The sequence below is a fragment of the Streptomyces sp. NPDC002004 genome (genome assembly GCF_053593975.1).
Genome location: NZ_JBSFDP010000004.1, coordinates 1 through 26,430, shown reverse-complemented (window position 1 = coordinate 26,430; position 26,430 = coordinate 1). Strand labels below are relative to the sequence as shown.

Annotated in this window: 24 protein-coding genes and 2 tRNA genes; 17 read left to right on the top strand and 9 right to left on the bottom strand. The window is 69.8% G+C overall.

Features of this window, described 5'->3' with window-relative positions:
• The 6 genes from recF (at nt 1) to ACWCP6_RS08450 (ending at nt 7,537) form a co-directional block, all read left to right on the top strand.
• Nucleotides 1-1,125 carry a DNA replication/repair protein RecF gene (gene recF, locus ACWCP6_RS08475; RefSeq protein WP_450931613.1) on the top strand — a complete coding sequence of 375 codons (1,125 nt, stop codon included), beginning with the start codon at nt 1-3 and terminating at the stop codon, nt 1,123-1,125.
• Complete coding sequence (locus tag ACWCP6_RS08470) at nt 1,122-1,661, top strand: DUF721 domain-containing protein (protein WP_450931612.1); 540 nt, start codon at nt 1,122-1,124, stop codon at nt 1,659-1,661. The genes recF and ACWCP6_RS08470 overlap by 4 nt, the downstream gene beginning before the upstream one ends.
• Nucleotides 1,662-1,937: 276 nt before the next feature.
• Nucleotides 1,938-4,022, top strand: coding sequence for a DNA topoisomerase (ATP-hydrolyzing) subunit B (gene gyrB / locus ACWCP6_RS08465; RefSeq protein WP_450931930.1), 2,085 nt, complete (start codon nt 1,938-1,940; stop codon nt 4,020-4,022).
• Between the two features lie 38 nt (nt 4,023-4,060).
• Nucleotides 4,061-6,649 carry a DNA gyrase subunit A gene (gene gyrA, locus ACWCP6_RS08460; protein ID WP_450931611.1) on the top strand — a complete coding sequence of 863 codons (2,589 nt, stop codon included), beginning with the start codon at nt 4,061-4,063 and terminating at the stop codon, nt 6,647-6,649.
• Between the two features lie 18 nt (nt 6,650-6,667).
• Nucleotides 6,668-7,327 carry a DUF3566 domain-containing protein gene (locus tag ACWCP6_RS08455; RefSeq protein WP_450931610.1) on the top strand — a complete coding sequence of 220 codons (660 nt, stop codon included), beginning with the start codon at nt 6,668-6,670 and terminating at the stop codon, nt 7,325-7,327.
• A gap of 133 nt (nt 7,328-7,460) precedes the next feature.
• A tRNA-Ile gene (locus ACWCP6_RS08450) sits at nt 7,461-7,537 on the top strand.
• Nucleotides 7,538-7,691: 154 nt separating this feature from the next.
• Here ACWCP6_RS08450 and ACWCP6_RS08445 read toward each other — a convergent pair.
• A complete protein-coding gene (locus ACWCP6_RS08445) occupies nt 7,692-8,165 on the bottom strand; it encodes a hypothetical protein (RefSeq protein ID WP_450931609.1) in 474 nt (157 codons plus the stop codon).
• 822 nt (nt 8,166-8,987) lie between these two features.
• A complete protein-coding gene (locus tag ACWCP6_RS08440) occupies nt 8,988-9,449 on the bottom strand; it encodes a DUF6344 domain-containing protein (protein ID WP_450931608.1) in 462 nt (153 codons plus the stop codon).
• A gap of 314 nt (nt 9,450-9,763) precedes the next feature.
• Between ACWCP6_RS08440 and ACWCP6_RS08435 the strand changes: the two genes are divergently transcribed.
• Complete coding sequence (locus tag ACWCP6_RS08435) at nt 9,764-9,892, top strand: DLW-39 family protein (protein ID WP_003999697.1); 129 nt, start codon at nt 9,764-9,766, stop codon at nt 9,890-9,892.
• A 389-nt stretch (nt 9,893-10,281) separates the two neighbouring features.
• Nucleotides 10,282-11,814 (top strand): hypothetical protein, encoded by a 1,533-nt coding sequence (locus ACWCP6_RS08430; RefSeq protein WP_450931607.1) that lies wholly within the window; start codon nt 10,282-10,284, stop codon nt 11,812-11,814.
• A 66-nt stretch (nt 11,815-11,880) separates the two neighbouring features.
• Here the strand turns inward: ACWCP6_RS08430 and ACWCP6_RS08425 are convergent, their stop codons facing one another.
• On the bottom strand, nt 11,881-13,377 hold the full coding sequence (locus tag ACWCP6_RS08425; protein WP_450931606.1) for a serine/threonine-protein kinase: 1,497 nt from the start codon (nt 13,375-13,377) through the stop codon (nt 11,881-11,883).
• Nucleotides 13,378-13,404: 27 nt separating this feature from the next.
• Entirely contained in the window at nt 13,405-13,956 is a 552-nt protein-coding gene (locus tag ACWCP6_RS08420) for a DNA-binding protein (protein WP_450931605.1), read from the bottom strand.
• A gap of 181 nt (nt 13,957-14,137) precedes the next feature.
• On the opposite strand from ACWCP6_RS08420, the gene ACWCP6_RS08415 reads away from it, so the two are divergent.
• Nucleotides 14,138-14,210: transfer RNA gene (locus ACWCP6_RS08415), tRNA-Ala, on the top strand.
• Between the two features lie 96 nt (nt 14,211-14,306).
• On the opposite strand, the gene ACWCP6_RS08410 is transcribed toward ACWCP6_RS08415, so the two are convergent.
• Nucleotides 14,307-15,317, bottom strand: a complete 1,011-nt coding sequence (locus ACWCP6_RS08410) for a DMT family transporter (protein ID WP_450931604.1) — start codon at nt 15,315-15,317, stop codon at nt 14,307-14,309.
• A 337-nt stretch (nt 15,318-15,654) separates the two neighbouring features.
• Nucleotides 15,655-16,368 (bottom strand): DUF5324 family protein, encoded by a 714-nt coding sequence (locus tag ACWCP6_RS08405; RefSeq protein ID WP_450931603.1) that lies wholly within the window; start codon nt 16,366-16,368, stop codon nt 15,655-15,657.
• Between the two features lie 386 nt (nt 16,369-16,754).
• Between ACWCP6_RS08405 and ACWCP6_RS08400 the strand changes: the two genes are divergently transcribed.
• Entirely contained in the window at nt 16,755-17,288 is a 534-nt protein-coding gene (locus ACWCP6_RS08400; RefSeq protein WP_450931602.1) for a peptidylprolyl isomerase, read from the top strand.
• Between the two features lie 105 nt (nt 17,289-17,393).
• Nucleotides 17,394-18,287, top strand: coding sequence for a rhomboid family intramembrane serine protease (locus ACWCP6_RS08395; protein ID WP_450931601.1), 894 nt, complete (start codon nt 17,394-17,396; stop codon nt 18,285-18,287).
• 242 nt (nt 18,288-18,529) lie between these two features.
• On the opposite strand, the gene crgA is transcribed toward ACWCP6_RS08395, so the two are convergent.
• A complete protein-coding gene (gene crgA, locus ACWCP6_RS08390) occupies nt 18,530-18,784 on the bottom strand; it encodes a cell division protein CrgA (protein WP_450931600.1) in 255 nt (84 codons plus the stop codon).
• Between the two features lie 141 nt (nt 18,785-18,925).
• Here crgA and ACWCP6_RS08385 point away from each other — a divergent pair, with 141 nt between their 5' ends.
• The 6 genes from ACWCP6_RS08385 (at nt 18,926) to ACWCP6_RS08360 (ending at nt 23,185) form a co-directional block, all read left to right on the top strand.
• On the top strand, nt 18,926-19,705 hold the full coding sequence (locus ACWCP6_RS08385; RefSeq protein WP_450931599.1) for a DUF881 domain-containing protein: 780 nt from the start codon (nt 18,926-18,928) through the stop codon (nt 19,703-19,705).
• Between the two features lie 31 nt (nt 19,706-19,736).
• Nucleotides 19,737-20,429, top strand: a complete 693-nt coding sequence (locus ACWCP6_RS08380; RefSeq protein ID WP_450931929.1) for a class E sortase — start codon at nt 19,737-19,739, stop codon at nt 20,427-20,429.
• 76 nt (nt 20,430-20,505) lie between these two features.
• Nucleotides 20,506-20,667 carry a hypothetical protein gene (locus tag ACWCP6_RS08375; RefSeq protein ID WP_450931598.1) on the top strand — a complete coding sequence of 54 codons (162 nt, stop codon included), beginning with the start codon at nt 20,506-20,508 and terminating at the stop codon, nt 20,665-20,667.
• Complete coding sequence (locus tag ACWCP6_RS08370; RefSeq protein ID WP_450931597.1) at nt 20,664-21,302, top strand: aminodeoxychorismate/anthranilate synthase component II; 639 nt, start codon at nt 20,664-20,666, stop codon at nt 21,300-21,302. Before ACWCP6_RS08375 ends, ACWCP6_RS08370 begins: the two co-directional genes overlap by 4 nt.
• Nucleotides 21,299-22,408: a class E sortase gene (locus ACWCP6_RS08365; RefSeq protein WP_450931596.1), complete on the top strand. Its 1,110-nt coding sequence runs from the start codon at nt 21,299-21,301 to the stop codon at nt 22,406-22,408. The genes ACWCP6_RS08370 and ACWCP6_RS08365 overlap by 4 nt, the downstream gene beginning before the upstream one ends.
• A 24-nt stretch (nt 22,409-22,432) precedes the next feature.
• Nucleotides 22,433-23,185 (top strand): class E sortase, encoded by a 753-nt coding sequence (locus ACWCP6_RS08360; RefSeq protein WP_450931595.1) that lies wholly within the window; start codon nt 22,433-22,435, stop codon nt 23,183-23,185.
• A gap of 158 nt (nt 23,186-23,343) precedes the next feature.
• On the opposite strand, the gene pknB is transcribed toward ACWCP6_RS08360, so the two are convergent.
• Entirely contained in the window at nt 23,344-25,326 is a 1,983-nt protein-coding gene (pknB, locus tag ACWCP6_RS08355; RefSeq protein WP_450931594.1) for a Stk1 family PASTA domain-containing Ser/Thr kinase, read from the bottom strand.
• A 170-nt stretch (nt 25,327-25,496) separates the two neighbouring features.
• Nucleotides 25,497-26,430: penicillin-binding transpeptidase domain-containing protein (locus ACWCP6_RS08350; RefSeq protein WP_450931593.1), on the bottom strand; the 934-nt coding region annotated here is incomplete at its 5' end.

Sequence of the window (26,430 nt, the reverse complement as noted above, 5' to 3'; positions counted from 1 at the left end):
ATGCACGTCACGCATCTGTCGCTGGCCGACTTCCGCTCGTACGCCCGGGTCGAGGTCCCGCTCGACCCGGGCGTCACCGCTTTCGTCGGCCCCAACGGACAGGGGAAGACGAACCTCGTCGAGGCCGTCGGCTATCTGGCCACGCTCGGCAGCCACCGCGTCTCGTCGGACGCCCCGCTGGTGCGCATGGGCGCCGACCGGGCGGTGATCCGCGCCGCCGTGCGGCAGGGCGAGCGGCAGCAGCTGATCGAGCTCGAACTGAACCCGGGCAGGGCCAACCGCGCTCGTATCAACAGGTCCTCGCAGGTCAGGCCGCGTGACGTCCTCGGCATCGTGCGGACGGTGCTGTTCGCGCCGGAGGACCTGGCCCTGGTGAAGGGCGACCCCGGGGAGCGGCGCCGCTTCCTCGACGAGCTGATCACGGCACGCGCCCCGCGCATGGCGGGTGTGCGCTCCGACTACGACCGTGTCCTGAAACAGCGCAACACGCTCCTGAAGTCGGCCGCGCTGGCCCGCCGGCACGGCGGTCGTGCCATGGACCTGTCCACGCTCGACGTCTGGGACCAGCATCTCGCGCGTGCGGGCGCCGAGCTGCTCGCGCAGCGGCTCGACCTGATCGCCGCGCTCCAGCCGCTCGCCGACAAGGCGTACGAGCAGCTGGCACCGGGCGGCGGCCCCCTCGCGCTGGAGTACAAGCCCTCCGCTCCCGGGATCACCGGTCAGACGCGCGAGGAGCTGTTCGAACAGCTGATCGCCGCGCTCACCGATGCCCGCAAGCAGGAGATCGAGCGGGGCGTCACGCTCGTCGGCCCGCACCGCGACGAGCTGGTGCTCCTGCTGGGCCGCTTGCCCGCGAAGGGATACGCGAGCCACGGCGAGTCCTGGTCGTACGCGCTGGCCCTGCGGCTCGCGTCGTACGACCTGCTGCGCGCCGAGGGCAACGAGCCGGTGCTGGTCCTCGACGACGTGTTCGCCGAGCTGGACGCCCGCCGCAGGGAGCGTCTCGCCGAGCTGGTCGCGCCGGGCGAGCAGGTGCTGGTGACGGCGGCGGTCGAGGACGACGTGCCCGGCGCCCTCGCGGGCACGCGGTTCACGGTCGCCGGGGGCACGGTGGAGCGCGTATGAGCGAGGAACCGAGCGACGGGACGCCCGGGAAGGCCCCCGAGCCGTCGGGCGTCGATCTGGCGCGCGTGGCGCTGCGCGCGGCCAAGGAGCAGGCCCGCGCGCGGGGCGCGGCCGCACAGCAGAAGAAGCAGGCCCGGCGTGGTGGCCTGCGCTCCGGGGCGCGCGCGGACGGCCGCGACCCCATGGCGCTCGGCGCCGCGATCAACCGGCTGATCACGGAGCGCGGCTGGGAGACACCCGCCGCGGTGGGCGGCGTCATGGGCCGCTGGCCGCAGATCGTCGGCCCCGAGCTGGCGCGGCACTGCGTACCGCAGAAGTACGACGAGGACGAGCGCGTGCTGACGGTGCAGTGCGACTCCACGGCCTGGGCGACGCAGCTGCGGCTGCTGGCCCCGCAGCTGGTCGCGCGGCTGAACGAGGACCTGGGCCACGGCACCGTGAAGCTGCTCAAGGTGCAGGGCCCCGGGGGCCCCGCACACCGCTGGGGACCCTTGCGCGCCCCCGGCAGCACCGGCCCCGGAGACACCTACGGCTGAGTGATCGAGGACCGTAGCTGGGGGTTGACACCCCGAAGCGCTGAGTGCCGCTGTGAGCCACTTTGGGGCCCGCTCCGCATATGGGGAGTCGGCGGGGACCGGTTCCGGGCGGCACATGCGGACTCAGGTACCGGCAAACCCCCATCACTGTCGGCGCTACCGGTAGACTGGAACATAATCCGGCCCACTTGTGGGACACACACCCGAGCAACGCTGACAAAGGCTTATCCACGCAACATGCCGCAGCCGCTCCGGCCCTTGCCGGGAGCCAGGCTCGTGCTGTGCCAGAAAGGGCGCTTCGTGGCCGATTCCGGCAACCCCAACGAGAACATCCCGTCCACTTCCGCCGACGTGACGGCGGAGATCACCGAGTCGTCCGTGGCCTCGTCGTACGACGCCAGCGCCATCACCGTCCTCGAGGGTCTGGACGCCGTCCGCAAGCGCCCCGGCATGTACATCGGCTCGACCGGTGAGCGTGGACTGCACCACCTGGTCTACGAGGTCGTCGACAACTCCGTCGACGAAGCGCTGGCCGGCCACGCGGACACCATCGACGTCACGATCCTCGCCGACGGCGGCGTGCGCGTGATCGACAACGGCCGCGGCATCCCGGTGGGCATCGTCCCCTCCGAGAACAAGCCGGCCCTCGAGGTCGTGCTGACCGTGCTGCACGCGGGCGGCAAGTTCGGGGGTGGCGGCTACGCGGTCTCCGGTGGTCTGCACGGCGTCGGCGTCTCCGTCGTGAACGCCCTGTCGTCCAAGGTGTCCGTCGAGGTCAGGACCGACGGCCACCGGTGGACGCAGGACTACAAGATGGGTGTCCCGACGGCGCCGCTCGCCCAGCACGAGGCCACGGACGAGACCGGCACCTCGGTCACCTTCTGGGCCGACCCGGACATCTTCGAGACCACCGAGTACTCCTTCGAGACGCTGTCGCGGCGCTTCCAGGAGATGGCGTTCCTCAACAAGGGCCTGACCCTCAAGCTCACCGACGAGCGCGAGTCGGCGAAGGCCACCAGCGGTGCGGACACCGCGGAGCCGAGCGACGACACCGACGCCAAGCCGCGCACGGTGGCGTACCACTACGAGGGCGGCATCGTCGACTTCGTGAAGTACCTCAACTCCCGCAAGGGAGAGGTGGTGCACCCGACGGTGATCGACCTCGAGGCCGAGGACAAGGACAAGAGCCTGTCCCTCGAGGTCGCGATGCAGTGGAACGGTGGCTACAGCGAGGGCGTGTACTCCTTCGCCAACATCATCCACACCCACGAGGGCGGTACCCACGAGGAGGGCTTCCGCGCCGCGCTCACGTCGCTGATCAACAAGTACGCACGCGACAAGAAGCTGCTGCGCGAGAAGGACGACAACCTCACCGGTGACGACATCCGTGAGGGTCTGACCGCGATCATCTCGGTCAAGCTGAGCGAGCCGCAGTTCGAGGGCCAGACCAAGACCAAGCTGGGCAACACGGAGGCGAAGACCTTCGTCCAGCGGGCGGTCTACGAGCACCTCAACGACTGGCTGGACCGCAACCCGAACGAGGCCACGGACATCATCCGCAAGGGCATCCAGGCGGCCACCGCGCGCGTGGCGGCCCGCAAGGCCCGTGACCTCACACGCCGCAAGGGCCTGCTGGAGTCGGCGTCCCTGCCGGGCAAGCTGTCCGACTGCCAGTCGAACGACCCCACCAAGTGCGAGATCTTCATCGTCGAGGGTGACTCCGCCGGCGGCTCGGCGAAGTCCGGCCGCAACCCGCAGTACCAGGCGATCCTCCCGATCCGCGGCAAGATCCTCAACGTCGAGAAGGCGCGGATCGACAAGATCCTGCAGAACCAGGAGATCCAGGCGCTGATCTCGGCCTTCGGCACCGGAGTCCACGAGGACTTCGACATCGAGAAGCTGCGCTATCACAAGATCGTCCTGATGGCGGACGCCGACGTCGACGGCCAGCACATCAACACGCTGCTGCTCACGTTCCTGTTCCGCTTCATGCGGCCGCTGGTCGAGGCGGGTCACGTCTTCCTGTCCCGCCCCCCGCTGTACAAGATCAAGTGGGGCCGTGACGACTTCGAGTACGCCTACTCGGACCGCGAGCGCGATGCGCTCATCGAGCGGGGCCGCCAGCAGGGCAAGCGCATCAAGGACGACTCGGTCCAGCGCTTCAAGGGTCTCGGCGAGATGAACGCCGAGGAGCTGCGCATCACCACGATGGACATCGAGCACCGCGTGCTCGGCCAGGTCACCCTGGACGACGCCGCTCAGGCCGACGACCTCTTCTCGGTCCTGATGGGCGAGGACGTCGAGGCGCGCCGCCAGTTCATCCAGCGCAATGCCAAGGACGTCCGCTTCCTCGACATCTGAGTCGGTCGACGACCGCTTCGAAAGGATCCTGAACGGCAATGGCCGACGACAACCTTCCCACTCCTGCCGAGGACGAGGGCCAGAACCTGCGCATCGAGCCCGTCGGGCTCGAGACGGAGATGCAGCGCTCGTACCTCGACTACGCGATGTCCGTCATCGTGTCGCGTGCGCTGCCCGACGTACGCGACGGTCTCAAGCCCGTCCACCGGCGCGTGCTCTACGCCATGTACGACGGCGGGTACCGGCCCGAGAAGGGCTTCTACAAGTGCGCCCGCGTCGTCGGCGACGTCATGGGCAACTACCACCCCCACGGCGACTCCTCGATCTACGACGCGCTGGTCCGCCTGGCGCAGCCGTGGTCGATGCGGATGCCGCTGGTGGACTCCAACGGCAACTTCGGCTCCCCGGGCAACGACCCCGCCGCCGCCATGCGCTACACCGAGTGCAAGATGGCGCCGCTGTCCATGGAGATGGTCCGCGACATCGACGAGGAAACCGTCGACTTCACGGACAACTACGACGGCCGCTCCCAGGAGCCGACCGTCCTGCCATCGCGGTTCCCGAACCTGCTGATCAACGGCTCGGCGGGCATCGCGGTCGGCATGGCCACCAACATCCCGCCGCACAACCTCCGCGAGGTCGCGGCGGGCGCCCAGTGGTACCTGGAGCACCCGGAGGCCACGCACGAGGAGCTCCTGGACGCGCTGATCGAGCGCATCAAGGGCCCCGACTTCCCGACCGGCGCCCTGGTCGTGGGCCGCAAGGGCATCGAGGAGGCGTACCGCACGGGCCGCGGCTCCATCACGATGCGCGCGGTCGTCGAGGTCGAGGAGATCCAGGGCCGCCAGTGCCTGGTGGTCACGGAGCTCCCCTACCAGGTCAACCCGGACAACCTCGCGCAGAAGATCGCCGACCTGGTGAAGGACGGCAGGATCGGCGGTATCGCCGACGTCCGCGACGAGACGTCCTCGCGTACCGGCCAGCGCCTGGTCATCGTCCTCAAGCGGGACGCGGTCGCCAAGGTCGTCCTGAACAACCTCTACAAGCACACCGACCTGCAGACGAACTTCGGCGCCAACATGCTGGCGCTCGTCGACGGGGTGCCGCGCACGCTCTCGCTGGACGCGTTCATCCGCCACTGGGTGCAGCACCAGGTCGAGGTCGTCGTCCGCCGTACGCGCTTCCGGCTGCGCAAGGCCGAGGAGCGCGCACACATCCTGCGCGGCCTGCTGAAGGCCCTGGACGCCATCGACGAGGTCATCGCGCTGATCCGGCGCAGCGACACCGTCGACGTCGCCCGGGAAGGCCTGATGGGCCTCCTGGAGATCGACGAGATCCAGGCCAACGCCATCCTCGAGATGCAGCTGCGCCGGCTGGCCGCCCTGGAGCGCCAGAAGATCGTCCAGGAGCACGACGAGCTCCAGGCCAAGATCAACGAGTACAACGAGATCCTTGCCTCGCCGGTCCGCCAGCGCGGCATCATCAGCGAGGAGCTCGCCGCGATCGTCGAGAAGTACGGCGAGGACCGCCGCTCGGCGCTGGTTCCCTTCGACGGTGACATGTCCATCGAGGACCTGATCGCCGAGGAGGACATCGTCGTCACCATCTCGCGCGGCGGTTACGTCAAGCGGACCAAGACGGACGACTACCGCTCCCAGAAGCGCGGCGGCAAGGGCGTGCGTGGCACGAAGCTGAAGGAAGACGACATCGTCGACCACTTCTTCGTCTCGACGACCCACCACTGGCTGCTGTTCTTCACGAACAAGGGCCGGGTCTACCGGGCGAAGGCGTACGAGCTTCCCGACGCCGGCCGCGACGCGCGCGGCCAGCACGTGGCGAACCTGCTGGCCTTCCAGCCGGACGAGGCGATCGCGGAGATCCTCGCCATCCGTGACTACGAGGCGGCTCCGTACCTGGTCCTGGCGACCAAGGCCGGTCTGGTCAAGAAGACCTCGCTGAAGGACTACGACTCGCCGCGCTCCGGCGGTGTCATCGCCATCAACCTGCGCGAGCGGGAGGACGGTTCGGACGACGAGCTGATCGGCGCCGAGCTGGTGTCCGCCGAGGACGATCTGCTGCTCATCAGCAAGAAGGCCCAATCGATCAGGTTCACCGCGACGGACGATGCGCTGCGCCCGATGGGCCGTGCCACGTCGGGCGTCAAGGGGATGAGTTTCCGCGAGGGCGACGAGCTGCTCTCGATGAATGTCGTGCGGCCGGGTACGTTCGTGTTCACCGCAACCGACGGTGGGTACGCGAAGCGGACCGCCGTCGACGAGTACCGCGTCCAGGGTCGCGGCGGCCTCGGCATCAAGGCCGCCAAGATCGTGGAGGACCGCGGCTCGCTCGTCGGTGCGCTGGTGGTCGAGGAGACCGATGAGATCCTCGCCATCACACTGTCCGGCGGTGTGATTCGTACGCGAGTCAACGAGGTCAGGGAGACGGGCCGTGACACCATGGGCGTCCAACTGATCAACCTGGGCAAGCGCGATGCCGTGGTCGGTATCGCTCGTAACGCCGAGGCCGGTCGCGAGGCCGAGGAAGTCGAGGGTGTGGCCCTCGACGAATCGGCCGAGGACCAGACGGCCGCCGGTACGGACGAGGGCACGGAGTCCACGGCCGAGTAGCGCGAGGAGTGAGTCATCGTGAGCGGAGCCACGGGCGCCGGAGCGAACAACACCGGACCGGAAGGCGGCCGTGGCCCCGCCGCTGAGACGCACGACTCCCACGACACTCATGGATCCCAGGGGGGAACTGTGACGGACACCCGAGGACCGCAGACCCACGACGGCCGTGCGGGTGGCAGCGCTCTTCCCGGGGAGCGGCAGCCGGAGCAGCAGCCGGCACAGCCGTACCACCCGCCGCAGGCGTACCAGACGGCCGCGGCGACGGGCGCCGTGCGCAGACCGCGCACCGGGGCCCGGACGACGCCGCGCACCCGCAAGGCGCGGCTGCGGGTGGCCAAGGCCGACCCGTGGTCGGTGATGAAGGTCAGCTTCCTGCTCTCCATCGCGCTGGGGATCTGCACGATCATCGCGTCCGCGGTGCTGTGGATGGTCATGGACGCCATGGGTGTCTTCTCGACGGTCGGCGGCACGATTTCCGAGGCCACGGGCTCGAACGAGGCCAACGGCTTCGATCTCCAGTCCTTCCTCTCGCTGCCGCACGTGCTGATCTTCACGACGATCATCGCGGTGATCGACGTCGTCCTCGCGACGGCCCTCGCGACGCTCGGCGCCTTCATCTACAACCTCTCCGCGGGCTTCGTGGGCGGCGTCGAGCTGACGCTGGCGGAGGACGAGTAGAGCCGGTTCCAAGGCCCTCCGGGGCCGGGGGCGACCCCCGGTCATCGGCCCGGAAGTATCGATTTTGGGACTGGGCACGTCGTGCGCTAATCTTCAGAGGTCAGCGCGCGGGACACACACCGCAGAGCGCGGCGGGGCTATAGCTCAGTTGGTTAGAGCGCATCCCTGATAAGGATGAGGCCACAGGTTCAAATCCTGTTAGCCCCACCAGCACGAAGACCCCCAGCCAATCGCGGCTGGGGGTCTTCGGCATTCACGGCTGACATCAACCGATCAGCGGATCTTCCGGATGATCACTCGCGGGCGGGAGCGCTGTTCGCCCTCCCGGCAGGGGGAAGGGCAGCCCTCCCCGTATCCCCTGCTCTCAACGCAGGTGGTCGCGCACAACGTCGAGGAACTCCCGTCGGCTTGGACGTATATGGGCCCAGACCTTCTCGTCCTGGGGTTCTCCCGGGTCGTCGGGGCCCTCTCTGACCACGTGCTGAACGGCGAACGCGACACGGCGGGCCGCCTCGTTCACCTGGGGCGCGCACAGCATGTGGATCGTCTTCTGCGCCACCCACATCCTGTCCAGGGTCTGTCGTGCCCGCGCCTGCCACTGCTCGTCGGCCAGATGGTGCTGGTAGTGGTCCACGGCGACCCGTTCGGCCTCCTGCACCGCGGACAGGAAATCGATGAGGTGGGCGAGGCGTTCGTTGCGGCGCGCTTCGGCGTATTCACGGACGCTGCGGCGGACCTCGGCACGCTCCGACGCGCGTCCCAGCGAGTGCTGGGCCAACCACGACACGAGTCCGCCGAGTACGACGCCGATCAGCGGCGCGAGCGTTGTCCACGTCACGCCCAAACCATGGCATCGGCGACGCCGGATGTCCCTGTTCTTGAGAAATTTCAGGACAGCACCTCGCCCGGCCACGGTACGGCGTGGCTCACGACCGGAGCCAACGGCCCGCTCGCGGCACGGCTTTCGGGCCGTGGGGGCTTACGGAGGCTCTGCGGCGGTGTGGAGGACTGCACCCGGGCCGGCCGACCTTCGGGCTCCCGCCGATCCGCTGCCGCCGCCGTGGTGGGAGCCTGGGCGCGCTGAGAGCGGCGCCGTCCCTGTGGCCGCCGCGTGCGCAGGGGCGCGGCCGAAGGACAGTGATCGGGAATCCGGGCGGCGACATGCGCGTCGCGGCACAGGGGGCCGAGCGGCACAGTGCCGGGGATGTGTACGCAGGATGTGTGCAGCGATGCGAGCCCGTGGCTGCGTGCGGACATGCGAAAGGGCAGACATGCCTGTAGGGCCCTGCCTCGGGGGGCGGACCTTCGTGGCTGCTGCCGTGTGGTGCGTTCTGCGGTTGTCGGCCGTTCGTCGGTCGTCGGCCGGGTTGTGAGGCGTTGGCGCGCAGGGCGCACGGGACATACGGGACCGGGTCGGCACCTACTGCGTCGTGCTGACCGTTCCTTCGTGCCGACAGGACTGTGGTGGACCGCGCCGTCGTACCGACCGTGCCACGGTGTTCACCGGGTGGTGCTCAGGGTGCTGCGGCCCTGGCCCGTGGGGCCGTATGGGCTGTGCGGAAGGCCTTGGAGGCTCTGTGTTCCGCCGAGAGGGGCGTCCGACCTGAGCCGCGACGGTGTGCGCCGGCTCGTCGGGAGATGCGTGTGTCCGTCGTGCTGTCTAGCGGCGCGCGGGTGCCGGTGCGGGTTCGGCGTCGTGGACGGCCGTCGTACCGGTGCGGAGCGAGGGACGGGGAGCGCCGAAGGCGGGCTGGGGAGAGCCGTGGGAGGGGTGGGAGGAGCCGGGGGATCCCACGGCGTGCGGGCCTGCCACATCGAGGTCGCGGGCGTCGTCGCCGAGTGACGGGAGGCGGCGGCAGCTGGGTGAGGAGCCATGGGCCTCTGCCCGGATGCGCTGCTTCATCGTGGGTGGCAGGAATTTTTTGTGCGGCTTCGTCCACAGCAAGGGGAGCGACCAGGCCGGCAGGCCCTCGAAGATCGCGTCCCGGCCCTCGCAGGACTCGTTCGCCGGCCGGTGGGCCGGAGCGGCCGCGGCGGCCGTCGTGAAACCAAGAGCGGTGAGCAATGCGACGAAGGCGGTGATGACGGCGGTCCACAACTTCATGACCTTGGTGCCGGCCATGGCTCCTCACTTTCAGGTTGGGCGATTTGCGTACTTTCCTCATGATGTGTATGAGGGCCCGAGAGTGGTGGACCGACGCTCGCGGTGCGTCGATCTTCAGATGAACACCACTCGGATGGCCGCAAGTGCCCTGGTAAGCGAGGATGGGCATCGAACGTCACAGTCTGCGGGGGCGGGCGGAGGCTCCGGATCCGATTGGACTGGGCCGTGCAGGGCGGAAGTTGGGGGCGGACACAGGTCACCGATCGATATCGATCGGTGTGTATAGTCGGGCGCCAGAGGTCCCCTACGTCAACGAAAGACGAGGTCGCGCGGTGAAGAAGCTTCTCCTGGTCGCACTGGCCGCCATCGGCGGGCTCCTCGTGTACCGCCAGATCCAGGCGGATCGCGCCGAGCAGGATCTGTGGACGGAGGCGACTGACTCCGTGCCCACGGGTTCGTGAGTATCGACAACACCCTCTTCACAGGCCCCGGCCGCGTTTGCGGCCGGGGCCTCGTGCTGTCCCGCCGGACCGACCGGGTGCGGGGCCGCAGTGCCACGCCGGGGACGCACCGGAGTCCCCTTGAGTTCATCCGGCCCAGTGGATAGCTTGCGCGTGCAAAATCCGGTCCGGTTGCGGGGCCGGGAACCAGGGGGTACGGCGCTGCTCTCCAGGGCAGTGGGGGCCGCCGTGGCCGGACAGTGGCGCGATGACGCGGCCTCCGCCCCGATCGGCGTAGGGCGGGCGATCCGGGTGGGGCAGGATGGTCCACCGCCGTCCCGTTGCATCGGGGCGTGCGGACGGTACTCCAGGCCGGGACGGGCGCAGGGACGACGAGGGGTGACGCGGGGATGAGGCGGCTCGGGACGGGGCGGCGATACGGCCGGGTGACCGCGGCCGCGGGGGCGGCACTGTGCGCGGTCGCGGCGCTTTCGGGGCAGGCATCGGCTGCTGCCCGGGGTTCCACGGCCGAGGCCGCGGCGGTGCGGGCTCCGGCCGTACGGGGCGCGGCTGCGCAGGCCTCGTCGGCGAAGGCTTCGCCTGTACGGGCTTCCGCGGTGCGGGCCTCCGCGGTGCGGGCCTCGGACGTGGGCAAGCCCGATCCGTACGCCTTCGAGGCCGGTGCGAAGACCGTCACGGGCGCGACGAGCAATACGGACGCCCAGCGCCTCGACCCCGGTTCGGCGTACAAGAGTTCGATCAAGCCCGGTGGGAAGCTCTACTACCGCCTGGAACTCGGTGCCAAGGACAACGCGTACGTCTCGGTGACGGCCGTCCCCAGGCTGGGGACGAAGGTCTCCTACTCGGACGGCATCTCGATCTCCGTCGAGGACGGCAACAGCAACGAGTGCTCCTCCCAGGAGAGCACCTTCGGCTCCTCGTCGAGCCCGTCCCCCCTCGCCGCGGCGGCGGCCAGGACGATCGAGGCGGATTCGAGCACCTGCCAGACGGCGGGGACGTACTACGCCGTCGTCGAGCGCACCACCGGCGCCTCGTCCCCGCAGGACACCTGGGACCTGGAGCTGAACTACGCGTCCGAGCCCTCCCTGAAGAAGGCCGGTCCCACGACCCCTCCCCAGGGCTGGAACTCCGCATCGCCCGCGCCTGCGTCCGGTGAACCGCGGCGGCGCCGGGGCGGCAGCAGCTTCGGCTCGGCACCGGGCCTGGAGCAGGGCGTCTGGAAGGACGCCATCAAGCCCGGCGAGACGCTCTTCTACCGGGTGCCCGTCGACTGGGGGCAGCAGCTCTCCGCGAGCGCCGAGCTGGGCAGCTCCAGCGGCGACGGATTCGTCGGCACCGCCCTCGAGATGTCGGTGTACAACCCGGTGCGCGGCTTCGTGGACAGCGCGGAGACGTCGTACAGCGGCGGGCAGACGACGGCGGGCCTCGACCCCGTCCCGCCGGTCGACTACAAGAACCGGTACGACAGCGACGACACGAACTCCCAGATGCGCTTCGCCGGCTGGTACTACCTGGCCGTGCACCTCAATCCTCAGGTGGGAGCGACCTACGGCAGCGGCGCGCACGGGCTGACGCTGCGCGTGAAGGTGACCGGCACCCCGAAGCCGGGTCCGTCGTACGACGGGTCGGCGCAGCCCGCCGGCGTGTTCAGCGTCTCCGGCACCGACAAGGAGGCCGCCGAGAGCGGCCGGACGGTGAGCGACAGCGCCCATGCCGACACCATGCGCGCGGTGGGTGTCTCCGCCCTCGGGGCGGGCGCCGCGCTGGTGCTGTTCCTCGTCGGCTGGACGGTGATCGCACGCCGCCGCGCCGCGGCCGCGGGGGCCGGGGCTGCCACGCTGCCGGGCCCGCGTAGCGGCACGGAAGCGGGAGCCCCGGCCCCCGCGGCTCCCGGGCGCTACGGGCAGCACCGGCGCCGGTAGCACGCAGGCACCGGCGGCTCGGGTTGCCCCACGGCCCGCCCGTCCCCGCTCAGGCTGTCCCGGGACTCAGCTCTGGAACAGCGCCCAGATGCCCACCACGAAACAGGCCAGGGCGACCACCAGGACCGGGATCGCGACCTTCGGGGGCGGTCCCGGTCGGCGTACCGCGCCGTGCGCCGCGGCCGCCGGCACCCCTGTCGAAGGCGTTCCCGCCGTCGCCGCGGCGCCGCCCACGCCGTGCTGCGGGAACTGCGGGACGTGGGCGGTGTAGGGGCGGGTGGGGGCGTGCTCGTGCTGTACGGCGGCCGTCGGAGCCTGCGAGAGGTCCGGCGGAAAGGGGGGCTCCGGCGCGGGAGCCGCGGCGTGGTGGTGTGCGGACATCTGCGTGGGCTCGGGCCGAGGTCCCGGCGACTGTCCGGTCGGTGACTGTCCCGTCGACGGCTGTCCGTGCGGCGACTGCGCGGGTGGGGGGAAGGACGCCTGAGCGGGCTGCCGGCTCTCGAGGGGGGAGTGGGACGAGTGGGTCGCCCGGGCCGACGGGGAACCTCCGGTGTGCTCCGCGGCCGGCCGGGCCCCCTGCGGGGCGGCGGCCGTGGCCTGCGGCGGGGGCGCCAGGTGGAAGCTGCCCGTCTCCGACATGGACGGCTCCGGGTACGCCCCGCCGTCCGGGCCGGTCGCCTTTCCGACGGGGCCGTCGGGACCGAACCCGACGGGCATCGGGCCGAGTTGGTCGAAGACCTCGACCAACTCGTCGTCGGGCCCCGGCTCCGGCAGCATCTCGGCGGCGGACGCGAGCGCCTTGCGGGCACCCGTGGCCGTACGGAACCGTGCCTGCGGATCGGGCTGCAGCAGGTTCGCGATGACCTGCCACAGCGGCTCCGGGATGCCCCGCGGCGCCGACGGCGTGCCGTGCGCCGCGAAGTGCTCGACCAGCGCCTTGGAGTCGGGCTTGGCGCCCTCCAGCAGATACAGCGCCACCAGGCCCACCGCGAACAGGTCCGCGGGGAAGTCGGGTTCGGCGCCGAGCAGCTGCTCGGGGGCGAAGTAGCCCGGGGTGCCGACGACGTAGTTGGTATCGGTCAGCCGCGGCTCGCCCTTGCGCATCGCGATGCCGAAGTCCGACAGCCGCAGGTGCGGCCTCCCGGTCCCGGTCGCCTCCAGCAGGACGTTGGCGGGCTTGATGTCGCGGTGCACGACCCCCTCCGCATGCACCGCGGCGAGCCCCGACAGCAGCTGGTCCAGCAGCGTGCACACGAACCGGGGCGGCAGGGGGCCGTAGTCCCCGATCAGATGCGCCAGCGAGCCGCCCGCGACCAGCTCCATGGTGAACAGGACCTTGTCGTCGTCAGCGGCCCAGCTGGCGGGAGCGAGCACATGCGGGTGATCGATGCGCAGCGCCTGTTCGCGCACGAAGCGCAGAAGCGTGTGCGCATCGCTCTGCAGGAGCACCTTGGCGGCCACGTAGCGGCGCCGTCGGTGGTCCCAGGCGCGCCAGACCGCGCCTGCCCCTCCGCGCCCGATCGGATCCACCAGTTCGTACCGGCCGGCGAAGACCTCACCCATCGTCGTGCGTCGCTCCCGTTCAGCGCCTCAGCTCTGATGTGACTGGTAGTGGGCGACCGCGTCGGCGGTTCGTCCGGCGCCGTACACCCGGAGGAACTCTGCCAGTTCCGGGTGGGCCGGGGCGAGGGCGTCCGCGGCATCGATGATGTCGCCGGCCGCCGCGACGGAGCGCAGGAGCGACTGGATCTCGCGGACCACCCGCTTGACCGTGGGCGCACCGGAGCTGCTCACCGTCTGCGAGGCGGTGCCGCTGAGCACCGATCCGCCCTGCGACTTCTTGATCTCCTCCATGCGCTCGGTCGCCTCGGCGGCGCTCACGCTGCCGTCCGCGACCTGGGCCGCCAGTTCCTGGAGAAGCTGCACACGCTGCACCACGGCGGGGTTTCCGATCTTGGCGCGCTGGCCGCTCATCAGCTGCGAGAGCATCGGGGCGGACAGACCGAGGACCGCCGCGAGCCGGGCCTGGTTCAGGCCCAGATCGTCGATGAGCTTGCGGAACAGGGTGCCCAGCGGCTCCCCGTACCAGCTCCGCTGCAGCTCCCGTGCTCTGGCGGTTGCTTCCGTCTGTGCGGCGTCCATGCGCGTCTCCCCATCGCTTCCCCTAGTACCGCGGTTCGCTGTAGCGAACCATGTCGTGCATCTTACGGAGAGTGGCCGAGCACCGGGACCCCAATCCTTTTGCGAGATCCGGGGGGTTACCCGGTACTCTGGTCTGCGACGCCGCCGGGAGCGTGATCCTCCGGCCCGGGCCGTCGTCCGCGGGGCCTTAGCTCAGTTGGTAGAGCGCTGTCTTTGCATGGCAGATGTCAGGGGTTCGACTCCCCTAGGCTCCACTCGCAGAACCCCATCCGACCAGCGGAAACGCTGCCAGGGTGGGGTTTTCTCCTGCTTCCGCTTCCTGCCTCCTCGGGGGACGGACCCGGCTCCGGTCAGGCGTTCGTTCCGTCCGCGGCGGCCGCCACCCGCTCCTCGTGCGGGCCTGAGGCCGCCCCGGCGGACCGGGCGACGGGGTTTTCCGCGCTCTCCCCGTGGAGGCGGTCCGCGGCCGCCCGGCCCCAGGCCGTGCCCGCCAGTACGAGGACGGCGCCCAGCAGTCCCGGCCATCCCGGCCGGTCGCCTGCGAGCGCGATGCCCACGACCGCGGCCCACAGCGGCTCGGTACCGAGCAGCAGGCCGACCCGGGACGGGGAGGTGCGGTGCACCGCCCACATCTGCACGAAGAAGGCGAACAGCGTGCAGAACACCGACAGATACAACAGGCCCAGCCAGTCCTCCGTCCCGAGCCGCGACGCGGTCGCCCAGGGCGAGGCACCGGTTCCCGGAAACGCGCAGAGCAGGGCGAACACCGTCACGGCGCCCCCGAGTTGGACCGTCGTCAGCGACAGCGCGTCCGCGCCCCGCACGGACTCCAGGTGCGCCATCGTGAGCACGTGCACGGTACGGGCGACGGCCGCGCCCAGCATCAGCCCGTCGCCGACGGACGGGGCGCTGAACCCGGCTCCCTGGGTCAGCAGCGCGACGCCCAGCACCGACAGGGCCGCGGCCGACAGGAAGGACCCCGGCAGCCGGACGCCCCGCACCCGGCTCTCGGCGAGGGGCGTGAACACCATGGTGAGGCTGATGATCAGTCCGGCGTTCGTCGCGGAAGTGTGCACCACGCCGTACGTCTCCAGCAGGAAGATCCCGGCGAGCATCACCCCCAGCAGCGCCGTACCCCGGAGCTGTCCGGCGCGTAGTGCCCGCAGCCGCCGCCACCCCGCGACCAGCAGCACGGGCAGCGCCACCGCGAACCGCAGCACCAGCACACCGAGCACGGTCCCGGACGTGGTGACGCCCTTGGCCGCCAGATAGCTGGAGCCCCACACCGCCGCGACCAGAAGCACGGGGACGTCGGTCCACCAGGCGCGCAGCGCGTTACGGCGGGGCGTGGTGACGGGCATGGGCGCTCCTCGGTGTGTGCACCGGTGTGCACGGCCGGCAGGGGGCAGCTGCTCGGCCCGGGGCGCGTACCGTCGCGTGCGTTGTTCACAGGAACGCCGGAATGCCGGGACACCGTGCGAGGGCGTGCCGTGCCGGGCGGTCCCCCCCGGCGGCACGGGAGCACCGCGTGCAGAGCGCGGTGATCGTAGCCCAGCGGGAGATCACCGGGCAGGCGCACGTCGGGGGCGGGCTCCGTCGGCGACGGGGCCCGCCCGTCAGCGGGGCCGGACGCCGGTCCGCGGCCTCCGCCTGCCTCTCAGCCGCGGTCTTCCAGGTCCGCGGCCTCCGCCTCGCCTCTCAGCCGCGGTCCTCCCGGTCCGAGGCCTCCGCCTCCGCCTGCTTGGCCTGGACCTCGGGGTCGAGGCCGGACTGACCGGTGCCGTCGACCGAGCTCAGCGACGAACCCTCGGAGACCTCCGTGGCGGCGGGCGGCTCGACCAGCCAGTCCGGGTTGGCCTGCTTGTCCCACCACTTCCAGGCCGCGAAGGCGCCGATCGCCACCACGCCCACGACCGCGAGCACCTTGGCCGCATGCGCGCACGCGGCCCGGCGCTCGTGCTTGCGGACAAGCCGCTCGATCTCCTTCGGCGTGACCTGGCCGCGCAGCGCCGCGATGGCCGCCACGGACCGCGAGGCCGCCTCGTCCTTCATGGGCCCGGCCGCGGCCATCGCCTGCTCGATGCGCGGCCGGGAGTAGTCGGCCGCCTGGCGTGCGGCCCTGCGGGTGCGGATGGCCGCCTCCTGGGCGGCCAGGTCCACCTTCGGTGGCACATGGCTGCGGGCCTGTTCGAGATACGGCGCCACATACGCGTCGTACTGCACACGGGCCTGCTCGGCCGCCAGCTGCGCGGCGGACGACATCTTCGGAGCCAGGCGTACGCGTGCTTCGTGGGCGTAGTGCGCGGCCCGGTCCTTGGCCGTGTCCGCGTAGGGCGCCACCACTTCCGCGGCATGCAGCACGCTGTCCTTCGCCGAGCCGGTCGCGGCGCGCACGCTGTCGATGCGGGTCACGGGATCCTCCTCCTCGGTGGCGTACGTCGGGGTGCGGGGAAAACCCCCGGAAAGCCACAGTTCACCTTTCCACCCTTCTCCGGATCATGCCTTCCGGAGGGCTATGCGGCACCCGAGGACAGGCATCCGGGTCACGGGGGACGCGCGGGGGAGGAGGGAAGGCCGAGGGGAGAGCGCGGGCCGCGGGGCGGGTGCAGGCCCGGTCCGCAACCGGTGGGCCCCGGCGCCCGGGGTGGGCGGAGAGCTCGCCGCCGAACCATGCCACGGTTCGCCCGTGCGGCGGGCGACTTTCGCTTCCGCTCTACTCCTCCGTGACTGCCTTTCTTCGTCGACAGGGGGTCCGTGCGAGGATCGGGGGAGTCACAGAGGACAACGGAAGGCAGATCGTGGCCGAGCAGCTTTACGCCACCCTGAAGACCAATCACGGCGACATCGAGATCCGGCTTCTGCCGAACCACGCGCCCAAGACGGTCAAGAACTTCGTCGAGCTCGCCAACGGTGAGCGCGAGTGGACCGACCCGGCGACGGGCAAGCGCTCCACCGACAGGCTCTACGACGGCACGGTCTTCCACCGGGTGATCAGCGGATTCATGATCCAGGGCGGTGACCCGCTGGGCAACGGCACCGGCGGCCCCGGCTACGAGTTCGAGGACGAGTTCCACCCGGACCTGTCCTTCAACAAGCCGTACCTGCTGGCCATGGCGAACGCCGGCCCGGGCACCAACGGCTCGCAGTTCTTCATCACGGTCTCCCCGACCGCCTGGCTGACCCGCAAGCACACCATCTTCGGCGAGGTCACCGACGCGGCCAGCCAGAAGGTCGTGGACACGATCGCCACCGCTCAGACCAACCCGCGCACCGACCGCCCCGTCAACGACGTGGTCATCGAGTCGGTCGTCGTGGAGACGCGCGAGAGCTGATTCCAGGGAACAAACCGCCCCGCCCGTCCGTGTACAAGGAGGGCGGGGCGGTGCGTTCGCCGTACGGTCTCGCGGGGGCTGTCGTACGCAGATTGAGGGGAACCCATGGACCAGGCGCCCGAGAATCCACAGGGGCCGCAGGACGAGCACGGCCTCCCGTCGTGCTACCGGCACCCGGGCCGCCACACGGGCATCACGTGCACCCGTTGCGAGCGCCCCATCTGCCCGGAGTGCATGGTGAGCGCCTCGGTCGGGTTCCAGTGCCCGGAGTGCGTGCGCACGGGCTCCGGCACCGGCCACACCCCGGCGGCGAGCCGGCCCCTCACCCTCGCGGGCGGCACGGTCACACGCGACCCGCGGCTGGTCACCAAGATCCTGATCGGGATCAATGTCGCCGTGTTCATCGCGGTCCAGGTGAGCGACCGTCTGCTCGGCCACCTCGTCCTGATCGGCCGCTGGCCGCCGGCGCCGATCCCGGCGACCCAGGGGCTCGCGGAGGGCCAGTGGTACCTCCTGCTGACATCGATGTTCACGCACCAGGAGGTGTGGCACATCGCGTTCAACATGCTCAGCCTGTGGTGGCTCGGCGGCCCGCTGGAGGCGGCACTGGGACGTGCCCGCTACCTCACGCTGTACCTGGTGTCCGGGCTGGCCGGCGGAGCGCTGACGTATCTGCTCTCGGCGCCGACGGCGGCCTCGCTCGGGGCGTCCGGGGCCATCTACGGCCTCTTCGGCGCGACCGCGGTCCTGGTGCGGCGGCTCAACTACGACATGCGGCCGGTCATCGCGCTGCTGGCGATCAACCTGGTCTTCACATTCACCGTGCCCGGCATTGCCTGGCAGGCACATATCGGCGGTCTGGTCGCCGGTGTCGTGATCGCCTACGCGATGGTGCACGCTCCGCGCGAACGGCGGGCGCTGCTCCAGATCGGCACCTGTGCGGTCGTGCTGGCGGTCGTCGTCCTCATGGTGCTGTTGAGGACCGCCCAGCTCAGTTGAGCGGAGGTTGTCCACAGCGTGTGCTGGATCTTGTGCACGCCGTGGGGAACGACTGTGCCCCCTGTCGCTGATCAGGGTTTTCCCAGTCAGGACAAGGGGCCGACAGAGTCACAGATGTGGTAGGCCAGTCACACCGGCGTCAACCTCGGGGAGGTTATCCACAGATCTTCAGACCTTTTCCCCAGTGTGGAAAGCGCTGTGGATAACTCGGTGGATAGCTCAGGGCAGAGCTCGGGTGACAGCTACTTCCACTGCGTGGAGACGCCGAAGCCCGCCGCGATGAAACCGAAGCCGACGACGATGTTCCAGTTGCCCAGGGCGTGCACCGGAAGCTTGCCGTCCGTCAGATAGAAGACGACGATCCATGCCAGCCCGATCAGGAACATGGCCAGCATCACCGGCGCGACCCAGCTGCGACTGGTCAGCTTGATGCTCTGCGCCTGCTTCGTCGGCGGCGGCGTGTAGTCGGCCTTCTTGCGGATACGTGACTTCGGCACGAGGGTCTCTCCTGTCGATGCGCTGCATGGCCGCGCAGGGAACGGGGCTGGCCCCGGGGCAACGTACAAGGGGACACTGAGTGCTCCCCCGGGCGTCAGTTAGCGTAGTCCTTCTACGGCGCCGTAAGGAGTAAGGGTACGTTGAGCAATTCTGCCGACTCCCCCGGCACCGGCACCAGCCCCGCTCCGGCGCGGCGCTGGCGACCGGTGCGGGTACTCACTGCCGCCGTCTTCGCCCTGGCCGGGCTGATCTTCTTCACCAGCTTCAACACGGCCAAGGGCACCAACATCCGCACCGATGCCTCACTGCTGAAGCTCTCCGATCTGATTCAGGAGCGCAGCCGCAAGAACGCGGAGCTGGACCAGTCCAATGGATCGCTCCGTGACGAGGTCGAGTCGCTGGCCCAGCGTGGCGCGGGCGGCACCAAGGCCGAGGACGCACGGGTCGCCGGGCTGGAGAAGGACGCCGGCACCCAGAAGCTGCGGGGCAAGGCCGTCTCCGTCACGCTCAACGACGCTCCCCCGAACGCCACCGCCAAGCTCCCCGGCTACCCCGAGCCGCAGCCCAATGACCTGGTCATCCACCAGCAGGACCTCCAGGCCGTGGTGAACGCGCTGTGGCACGGCGGCGCCCGGGGCATCAAGGTCATGGACCAGCGGCTGATCTCCACCAGCGCGGTGCGCTGCGTCGGCAACACGCTGATCCTCCAGGGCCGCGTCTACTCGCCGCCCTACAAGGTGACCGCCGTCGGCGACCCGGAGCAGCTCAAGCAGGCCCTCGCCGACTCCCCGCAGATCCAGAACTACATGCTCTACGTCAATGCGTACGGCCTCGGCTGGAAAGTGGAGGACGACGGAGCGGTGACTCTTCCCGGCTACTCGGGCACAGTGGATCTCCACTACGCACAGCCCAAGGAGTAGCCGAAGCGCAGTCACAGGGGGCGCCGTGTCGGTGCGAGTGATCGTCAGGACGTTCAGCGAACTGTGCATCACCGTCGGCGCGCTGATCGTGCTCTTCGTGGTCTACGTGCTCTTCTGGACCGGCGTGCAGGCCGACAGCGCGATGGGGCACCAGATCGAGCAGCTCCAGGACCAGTGGGCCAAGGGTGCGGTCCCGGTCCGGCCGAGCGCACCGGCGCAGGCACCTGCCGTCGACAAGAGGCCTGCCCCCTACCCGGCCGGCAAGCCGTTCGCCGTCATGTACGTCCCACGGCTCGGTTTCACGTGGAACAAGCCCGTGCTGGAGGGCACCGGAGCCGATGTCCTGCACAAGGGCCTCGGTCACTATGCGGGCACCGCCCAGCTCGGGCAGCAGGGCAATTTCGCGGTGGCCGGGCACCGCCGGACCTACGGCGACCCCTTCAAGGACTTTCCGGAGTTGCGCCCGGGAGATGCGGTCGTCCTCACCGACGGCGCGACCTGGTACACCTACCGCATCGACACGAAGCCGTACAAAACGCTGCCCACGGATATCGGGGTCATCGACCCCGTGCCCCGTGAGTCCGGATACCGGCGGCCCGGCCGTTACCTCACCCTCACGACGTGCGAGCCGGAGTGGGGTCACAGCCATCGGCTGATCGTCTGGGGGCACCTCGACGCCACCCAGCCGGTTGAGGAAGGCAAGCCCAAGGCTTTGCGCAGCTGACCCACGGAGCCCCGGCGTGTCCCCTTACTCTGGTGCTGCAAGTTTCGGCGTCGGCTAGCAGGACAGTGGGGACGGCATGTACGGGTGGATCTGGCGGCATCTGCCGGGGAACGCATGGGTCAAGGCGTTCAGCTCGCTCGTACTGGCCCTCGCCGTGGTCTACGTCTTGTTCCAGTACGTCTTCCCCTGGGCGGAGCCGCTGCTCCCCTTCAACGATGTGACGGTGAACGGCCAGTGAGCGCGCGCATTCTCGTAGTCGACAACTACGACAGCTTCGTCTTCAACCTGGTCCAGTACCTGTACCAGCTCGGCGCCGAGTGCGAGGTGCTCCGCAACGACGAGGTGTCCACGGCGCATGCCCAGGACGGGTTCGACGGCGTGCTGCTGTCACCCGGACCCGGGACGCCGGAGCAGGCGGGCGTCTGCGTCGAGATGGTGCGGCACTGCGCCGCGACCGGCGTGCCCGTCTTCGGGGTCTGCCTCGGTATGCAGTCGATGATGGTGGCGTACGGCGGGGTCGTGGACCGGGCGCCGGAGCTGCTGCACGGCAAGACCTCGCCGGTGGAGCACGAGGGCCGGGGTGTGTTCGCCGGTCTGCCGTCGCCCTTCACGGCGACGCGCTACCACTCGCTGGCCGCCGAACCGGCCACGGTCCCGGCCGAGTTGTACGTCACGGCGCGCACCCACGACGGCATCATCATGGGGCTGCGCCACCGTGAACTGCCCGTCGAGGGTGTGCAGTTCCATCCCGAGTCGGTGCTCACGGAGCACGGTCACCGCATGCTCGCCAACTGGCTGGTCGAGTGCGGGGACACCGGCGCGGTGGCACGATCCGCCGGGCTCGCCCCGGTCGTGGGCAGGGCCACGGCGTGACAGCGTTGCGCTCCGAGCGCGACGGGTTCCCGTACGACGGTGAGGCGTACGGGAACGACGGTGCGATGTACGGGGGCGACGACTCGTACCGCGGCGACGGCCCCTACGGGGACGGCGAGTTGTACGGAGGCGGTGAGGCGTACGCCGATACCGCGTCGGCATCGCCCAGACTCTCCGCCCTCCCCGAGCAGGGCGGACCACCGCCGTTCATCGACGACGCCACGGTCAGTCTGCGGGCCGCGGACGTGCGCAGCATGGCGGCCCGGTCAGCTGCGCCCGCGACGGGCGGACGGGCCGCGCGGCGCAAGGCGGCGAAGCAGCGCGGCGGCCGTCGCCGCGCTCCGAAGAAGCCGGCGGCCGCCGCCCCGGCCGCGGAGCCCGCTCCACCGCCCCGGTCCCGTCTGGAGGCGCGACGCGCCGCCCGGGCACAGAAGCCGGGCGCGGGAGTGATCGCGAGCCGCGCGATCGGTGAACTCTTCATCACCATCGGTGTGTTGATGCTGCTGTTCGTGACCTATCAGCTGTGGTGGACGAATGTCCTCGCCCACCAGGAGGCGGACGGCGCGGCGCACCATCTCCAGGACGACTGGGCGCAGGGCAAGCGCAAGCCGGGCGTATTCGAGCCGGGGCAGGGTTTCGCGATCCTGCACATCCCGAAGCTGGACGTCGTCGTACCGATCGCCGAGGGTGTCGACAAGCACAAGGTGCTCGACCGGGGCATGGTCGGGCACTACGGCGAGGGCGCCAACAAGACGGCGATGCCGGACGCCAGGACCGGCAACTTCGCGCTGGCGGGGCACCGGAACACCCATGGTGAGCCGTTCCGGTACATCAACCGGCTGAAGCCGGGCGACCCGATCGTGGTCGAGACGCAGGACGCCTATTACGTCTACGACATGACGAGCATCCTGCCGCAGACTCCACCGGCGAACACGAGTGTGCTCCGGCCGGTCCCCGGGGGCTCCGGCTTCACCGGGCCGGGCCGCTACATCACCCTCACGACCTGCACCCCCGAATTCACCAGTACGTACCGGATGATCGTCTGGGGCAAGATGGTCGAGGAGCGGCCGCGCAGCAAGGGCAAGCCGGATGCGCTCATCCAGTGAACGTGAACCAGTGAACGTGTACCCATGAACAGGGCGGAAGCTGTGACAGGCACGACCGACGACTCGCGGACCGGGCAGTCCGCGTCCGCACCCGCGCGCCGACGCGGGGGGCGTGGCCCGATAGCGACCGCCGTCAGCGTCCTGGGCGAACTCCTCATCACCGCGGGCCTCGTGCTGGGCCTCTTCGTCGTCTACTCGCTCTGGTGGACCAACGTCATCGCCGACCAGGAGGCGCACAAGCAGGGCGACAAGGTGCGTCACCACTGGTTGGATCCGGGCCCAGGTGCCCTGGACACCAAGGACGGCATCGGCTTCCTGCACGTACCGGCCATGAAGAACGGCGAGGTCCTCGTCCGCAAGGGCACCTCGACGGCGGTCCTGAACGACGGTGTGGCCGGTTACTACACGTCCCCGGTCAAGGCCGCCCTGCCGGACGCCAGGACCGGCAACTTCACCCTGGCCGCCCACCGCGACGGCCACGGCGCCAAGTTCCACAACATCGACAAGCTCGAGAAGGGCGACCCGATCGTCTTCGAGACGCGGGACAAGTGGTACGTCTACAAGGTCTTCGACATCCTTCCGCAGACCTCGAAGTTCAACGTCGACGTCCTCAAGCCGGTCCCCAAGCAGGCGGGCGTGAAGAAGCCGGGGCGCTACATCACCCTCACCACCTGCACCCCGGTCTTCACCTCCGAGTACCGCTACATCGTCTGGGGCGAACTGGACCGCGTGGTGAAGGTCGACAGCAAGCGAACGCCGCCGGCGGAGCTGCGCTAGGGCGGCGGGCGGTCCGAGCTCCGCGGACGCGCCGGGGAGGCGTCACGGAGGCGCCGCGGAGGACACGGCACGAGAAGGGCCCGGGCCCGCAACGGAAGGTTGCGGGCCCGGGCCCTTCTCGGTTGTACGAGCGGCTCCTCAGCGGCTCCCGTGCGGCCTCAGCCGCCCAGCTGGCCGCCGAAGAGGCCTCCGCCTCCGTCGTTGTTGCCGCCGTTGTTACCGCCCGGCTGGCCGCCGCCCGTGGTGGTCAGGTTGACCGGGGTGTTGGCCGGGACCGTGGTGCCGGCCGGCGGGTCGGAGGCGATCACGAAGGCGTTGTCGTCCTGCGAGCCGTTGATGTTGCCGACCTGGAGACCCGCCTGCCGGAGGGCCTTCTTGGCGTCCTTCAGCTGCATCGCCGTGAGGGTCGGCACCTGTGACTGCTGGGGCGCCTTGGCGACCTGCAGGTTCACCGTGGAGCCCGGGTCGGCCTCGCTGCCCGGGTCGAGGCTCTGGGCGAAGACCTTGCCCGGCTCGGCATCGGGCTTCTCGACCTCGGTGCACTGGCCCTGGAGGTCGTTGTCCTCCAGCTGCTGCTTGGCCTCTTCACAGGTCTTTCCGGTGACGTCGGGGACCTGGGCCTGCTGCTTCTGCTGTGCGACGGTCAGGGTGATCGTGGTGCCCATCTGGACCCTCGTGTCGCCGGAGGGATCCTGGGCGATCACCTTGCCCGGCGTCCGGTCGGACTCCTGCGTCTGCTTCTCGACTTTGAAGCCCTTCTTTTCGAGCTGCGCCCGGGCCTCGTCGTACGACAGACCCTGGACGTCCGGCACCGCGATCTTCGGCGCCCCCGTGGAGACCGTCACGTTGATCGTTTCGCCCTTGCTGACCGACGTGCCCGCCGTCGGGTTCTGCGAGCAGATGCTCTTCTTCGGCTGGTCGGCGCAGGGCTTCTCGGTGGTGTTGAGCGTCAGATCCCGGTTCTTCGCCATCTTCAGGGCGTCGGGCAGGGTCCGGCCCACGAAGTTGGGAGCCTTGAACGACTCGCCGGCCTTCTGGTCGGTGAACACCCACTTGCCGATCAGGATGGCGCCCACCAGCACCAGAATGCCCGCGATGATCAGCAGGATCGTGGAGGTGCTGCCCTTCTGCTGGCGCCGCCGATCGGGCCGGTCGTCGTAGCCGTAGCCGCCGTCGTCCGGGTTCATCGGGGGCAGCATCGTGGTCGCGCCCGCGTCCTGGGGGCGCATCGCCGTCGTCGGCTGGTCGTTGCCGGCGTAGCCGTATCCGGCGGCGCCCAGTGCCTGGGTGGCGGCGACGGGCTGGCCGTCGAGGCAGGCCTCGATGTCGGCACGCATCTCGTCCGCGGACTGGTAGCGGTAGTCCGGGTCCTTGACCAGGGCCTTCAGCACGATCGCGTCCATCTCGGGCGTGATCTCGGGGTCGAAGACGCTCGGCGCCTGTGCCTCTTCCCGTACGTGCTGGTAGGCCACCGCGACCGGCGAGTCACCGACGAACGGCGGCCGCACCGTCAACAGCTCGTAGAGCAGGCAGCCCGTCGAATACAGGTCCGAGCGGGCGTCGACCTGCTCACCCTTGGCCTGCTCGGGCGAGAGGTACTGCGCGGTACCGATGACCGCTGCGGTCTGCGTCATGGTCATGCCGGAGTCGCCCATGGCGCGGGCGATGCCGAAGTCCATGACCTTGACCTGGCCCGTGCGCGTCAGCATGACGTTCGCGGGCTTGATGTCGCGGTGGACGATGCCGTTGCGGTGGGAGTACTCGAGGGCCTGGAGGATGCCGATGGTCATCTCCATGGCGCGCTCGGGCAGCAGCTTGCGCCCGGAGTGCAGCAGCTCACGCAGGGTGGACCCGTCGACGTACTCCATCACGATGTACGGGATGGACACCTGGTCGACGTAGTCCTCGCCCGTGTCGTAGACCGCGACGATCGCGGGATGGTTGAGCGAGGCGGCCGACTGGGCCTCACGGCGGAACCGGGCCTGGAAGGACGGATCGCGGGCGAGGTCCGCCCGGAGCGTCTTCACGGCGACGGTGCGGCCGAGCCGGGTGTCATGGGCGAGGTACACCTCGGCCATGCCGCCGCGGCCGAGCACCTGGCCCAGCTCGTACCGGCCGCCGAGGCGACGCGGCTCTTCCATAGCTACCTACCAGCCCTCTCCGTCGGTTCCGACCGCACCTTTGTGTGGTCCGGCGGTGTGCTGTCCGGGCATACCGTACCCGGCTCGCTGTGCCTGCCCCGGCCGCGACCGTCACCCGATACAGGACCGGTATCGCAACGTGCACCGATGTGAAGGGGACGTGACCGGGGTCACTTCTTGCTGTCGATGACCGCCTTCATGACGCTTCGGGCGATCGGGGCGGCGAGACCGCCACCCGAGATGTCGTCACGATTGGCGCTTCCGTCCTCGACGACGACCGCGACGGCGACCGGCGAGCTGCCGTCGGGCATCTTCGCGTATGAGATGAACCACGCGTACGGCTTCTCACTGTTGTTCAGGCCGTGCTGGGCCGTACCGGTCTTGCCACCGACGGTGGCGCCGGGAATCTGAGCCCTGGTTCCGGTGCCCTCCTTGACCACCGTCTCCATGATCGACTGCAGCTTCTGGGCGTTCTCCTTCGACAGCGGCCGGCTCAGCTGCTTCGGGGATTGCTTCTCGACTACGTCGACCGTCTGGGACTGGAGCTCGCTGACCATGTACGGCTGCATCAGAGTGCCGTCGTTGGCGACGGCTGAGGCGACCATGGCCATCTGGAGCGGCGTGGTGGCGGTGTTGTACTGGCCGATGGAGGACAGCGCGGTCTGCGACTGGTTCATGTCCTTCGAGAACACGGACGCGCTTGAGCGGACCGGAACGAACTGTTCCTTGTTGAATCCGAACTTCTCCGCCTCCTTCAGCATCTTGTCGTTGCCGAGGTCGGAGCCGATCTTGCCGAAAACGGTGTTGCACGACCAGCGCAGAGCCTCCCGCAGCGAGGCGTCCTTGCAGGGGATGCTGCCCTCGTTCTTCAGCTCGGTCGTCGTGCCCGGCATGGTCCACGGAAGCGGGGACCGCGTGTGGGCATCGGGGTCGGTGTACAGCCCGTTCTCCAGCGCCGCCGCGGCCGTGACCACCTTGAAAGTCGAGCCGGGCGGGTACGTCTCGCGCAGTGCGCGATTGGTCATGGGCTTGTCGGGGTCCTTGTCCAGCTTCTGGAACCGTGCCCCGTCCTTGTTCGTGATCCCGGCGAAAGTCGACGGGTCG

What these genes read in the sequence shown, in the direction of transcription:
- ACWCP6_RS08395 (WP_450931601.1), top strand. Translation starts at nt 17,394, where the DNA reads ATGGACCAGGCGCCCGAGAATCCACAGGGGCCGCAGGACGAGCACGGC.
- recF (WP_450931613.1), top strand. Translation starts at nt 1, where the DNA reads ATGCACGTCACGCATCTGTCGCTGGCCGACTTCCGCTCGTACGCCCGG.
- ACWCP6_RS08410 (WP_450931604.1), bottom strand. Translation starts at nt 15,317, where the DNA reads ATGCCCGTCACCACGCCCCGCCGTAACGCGCTGCGCGCCTGGTGGACC.
- gyrA (WP_450931611.1), top strand. Translation starts at nt 4,061, where the DNA reads ATGGCCGACGACAACCTTCCCACTCCTGCCGAGGACGAGGGCCAGAAC.
- ACWCP6_RS08375 (WP_450931598.1), top strand. Translation starts at nt 20,506, where the DNA reads ATGTACGGGTGGATCTGGCGGCATCTGCCGGGGAACGCATGGGTCAAG.
- ACWCP6_RS08470 (WP_450931612.1), top strand. Translation starts at nt 1,122, where the DNA reads ATGAGCGAGGAACCGAGCGACGGGACGCCCGGGAAGGCCCCCGAGCCG.
- ACWCP6_RS08430 (WP_450931607.1), top strand. Translation starts at nt 10,282, where the DNA reads ATGAGGCGGCTCGGGACGGGGCGGCGATACGGCCGGGTGACCGCGGCC.
- pknB (WP_450931594.1), bottom strand. Translation starts at nt 25,326, where the DNA reads ATGGAAGAGCCGCGTCGCCTCGGCGGCCGGTACGAGCTGGGCCAGGTG.
- ACWCP6_RS08360 (WP_450931595.1), top strand. Translation starts at nt 22,433, where the DNA reads ATGAACAGGGCGGAAGCTGTGACAGGCACGACCGACGACTCGCGGACC.
- ACWCP6_RS08440 (WP_450931608.1), bottom strand. Translation starts at nt 9,449, where the DNA reads ATGGCCGGCACCAAGGTCATGAAGTTGTGGACCGCCGTCATCACCGCC.
- ACWCP6_RS08420 (WP_450931605.1), bottom strand. Translation starts at nt 13,956, where the DNA reads ATGGACGCCGCACAGACGGAAGCAACCGCCAGAGCACGGGAGCTGCAG.
- ACWCP6_RS08425 (WP_450931606.1), bottom strand. Translation starts at nt 13,377, where the DNA reads ATGGGTGAGGTCTTCGCCGGCCGGTACGAACTGGTGGATCCGATCGGG.